3 protein-coding genes and 1 tRNA gene are annotated in these 2,255 nt (G+C 65.7%); 2 read left to right on the top strand and 2 right to left on the bottom strand.

What is annotated here, in order from left to right:
* The first annotated feature begins 406 nt into the window (after window positions 1–406).
* Window positions 407–877: a hypothetical protein gene (locus tag DU475_RS23690; protein WP_164633503.1), complete on the top strand. Its 471-nt coding sequence runs from the start codon at window positions 407–409 to the stop codon at window positions 875–877.
* 139 nt (window positions 878–1,016) lie between these two features.
* Here DU475_RS23690 and DU475_RS23685 read toward each other — a convergent pair whose 3' ends face one another.
* A complete protein-coding gene (locus DU475_RS23685; RefSeq protein WP_013504574.1) occupies window positions 1,017–1,169 on the bottom strand; it encodes a hypothetical protein in 153 nt (50 codons plus the stop codon).
* A gap of 175 nt (window positions 1,170–1,344) precedes the next feature.
* Window positions 1,345–1,418, bottom strand: a tRNA-Gly gene (locus DU475_RS23680).
* Between the two features lie 187 nt (window positions 1,419–1,605).
* On the opposite strand from DU475_RS23680, the gene DU475_RS23675 reads away from it, so the two are divergent.
* The gene (locus tag DU475_RS23675) at window positions 1,606–2,184 is read left to right on the top strand and encodes a methylated-DNA--[protein]-cysteine S-methyltransferase (RefSeq protein ID WP_047308964.1); all 579 of its coding nucleotides are present in this window, start codon (window positions 1,606–1,608) and stop codon (window positions 2,182–2,184) included.
* The last annotated feature ends 71 nt before the right edge of the window (window positions 2,185–2,255 follow it).

The following is a 2,255-nucleotide window of genomic DNA, read 5'->3' as shown; positions in this document are numbered from 1 at the left end:
AAGAAGATAGCCCTCGCACTGGCCACCGGGCCAATTCCCGCGCCAGGCTGAGACACCGGGCGCTGCGCCACTCGCCAAAAACAAAACCCCGCCGAAAATCGACGGGGTTTGTCAGCGGTCTGAGGGCGCCGGCTTTGCCGGCGCCCTTTTTGCGTCGCCACTTGCGAGTGCGCTGAAGCGACTTGCGCGTACAGTGAGCTTCCGGAATCAATCGATCAGTTCCGGAGACTGCGATGCGGGTCATGCGCCGATTGACCGTCCTTGGTGAATTGCCGATCACTGAGACGCTCCACGAGCGGGGCTTCGTCACGGCAAGGCCCGCTGCCTTGCCGGCTTACGTCACCCTTGCTTGTGCCGCCCTTGCTTACGTCGCCCTTGCCTACGCCCCTGGACTCGGGGGCAGGTGATGCTCGAGCTGAGCCTGATCGGCGTGATCGGACTTGCGGCGCTGTATTGGACGGCGCTGTGGTGGATGGGCCGGCATGAGGATGTATTGTACGGCCATTTCGTCAACCCCTCCGACAGCGCCGCGCCGCGAACGAGCGTCGAGCCTGCGCAGGGACCGCCGGTCGATATCAAGTCTATGCTGCAGACTGCGCCGCGGAAGACTGCCGCGCGGAAGACACCAGCAAGGACAATCTTCCTGCCGGATGCATCGCCCCTTTCGCGACTACCAACCGCAACCGCCGCCATGCCGACACAGAGCGCGGTGCCGGCAGCCATCACGGCGGCGCCCGGCATCAAGCTGCCGTCTGCGGATTCCGCAACGGCTCGCCCGCGTCATGCGCCGACCGCCGCGGCGACGCGCCACGACGCGCTGGCATCGCTCCTGGAGACAATCAAGCGCGATCTCAACGACTCGGTTGGCAAGCCTTGAAAAGCACCATGGCGGCGCTCGGACGCTGAAGCGTTGCCGACCGAAGCGGGAGCCGGCTCGCGTGAAGCGAACGCATTGCCACTAACAACTGGAGCGCCGGCTCCGGAACCATCAGACCGGAAATGCTCCAGGCTCGTGCTCAGTCGTGGTGACGCGGGATCAGTCTGGCTTTGGCGTGCTGGTGCGCGCCCTGGTGACCGCTCGCGATCACCACGCCGAACAGGATCAGCACCGTCGACGCCGCGGCCGCAGCCAACAGCAGGATGTCGAAAGTCATCATGGTGCTCGTCATCGCCATATCCCCCTGCAGCGAAGCAGTGAGTAAGCTTCGCGCCGAAGCCACGAGGCGGCGTTGACGCCGATCAACCGCAACACCCGCCCGGAGCGGACAGCATTGCGCTCCGCGCAGAGCAGGCGCGAAGGCGAAGGCGAGAGAGTCTGAAGCTCGCCGTGCTGAGCGGGAGATCTGGAGCGGGCGAAGGGAATCGAACCCTCGTATGCAGCTTGGGAAGCTGCCGTTCTACCATTGAACTACGCCCGCGCCGGGCCGCGACGACGCGGCGGCGTCCCTTGATCTAGCCGAGACGGCGCGATCCGCCAAGAGGCCATCTCGGAAACGGACGGCGCACGACGCCGCAGTTTACTGCATCGCAACATGCGCCACGGTCCCGTTAACAGGCTGTTTACTTTCTGAATGCCAAGCGTAGTTTCGCTGGTATAGTTCACCTATGGCGGGGGCTGCCTACACGATCTTCGACACCATGATGGGCCGATGCGGGATCGCATGGGACGTCGGGGGCGTGCTCGCCGTGCAGCTTGCCGAAGGCCGAGAGATCGACACCCGCCGCAGGCTGCTGCGGCTGTGCCCGGACGCCCGGGAGAGCAAACCCGCGGTCTGGATCGAGCCGGTGATCGACGGCATCGTCGCAGCATTGGCGGGCGAGCCGTGGGATTTCTCCGATGTCGGGCTCGATCTCGGCGGTATTCCGACATTCGACTGCCGGGTCTATGCGGCGGTTCGCACGATTCCGCGGGGCGAGACCGCAACCTTCGCCGACATCGCCAGGCAGATTCGCAGCTCGGGCGCGGTCCACGCCGTGGGGCAGGCGATCCGCCGCAATCCGTTCGCCCTGATCGTTCCCTGCCATCGCGCCCTGGCCACCGCCGGAGACGCCGGCGGCACCTGCGCCAACGGCGGAGCCATTACCCGGCGGCGCCTGCTGTCGCTCGAAGGCGCATTGGCGACCAGCGGGCCGACCCTGCTGGATGTGCTGCTGCCGTTTGCCCCGAGGCAGGCCGACCGCTAGCTGTGGAGCCTCAACAGGTTGTCCTCGGAGAGTCCGAGTCTGCTGATTGGCGGCTGTGCTTTTATGCCGCC

The sequence above is a fragment of the Rhodopseudomonas sp. WA056 genome, assembly GCF_010906995.1.
In the GTDB taxonomy this organism is placed as follows: Bacteria; Pseudomonadota; Alphaproteobacteria; order Rhizobiales; family Xanthobacteraceae; genus Rhodopseudomonas; species Rhodopseudomonas palustris_G.
This window is presented reverse-complemented; position numbering and strand designations above follow the sequence as displayed.

Bases quoted from the DNA above. Each gene is read 5' to 3' on its own strand.
- DU475_RS23675 (WP_047308964.1), top strand. From the start codon at position 1,606: ATGGCGGGGGCTGCCTACACGATCTTCGACACCATGATGGGCCGATGC.
- DU475_RS23690 (WP_164633503.1), top strand. From the start codon at position 407: ATGCTCGAGCTGAGCCTGATCGGCGTGATCGGACTTGCGGCGCTGTAT.
- DU475_RS23685 (WP_013504574.1), bottom strand. From the start codon at position 1,169: ATGACGAGCACCATGATGACTTTCGACATCCTGCTGTTGGCTGCGGCC.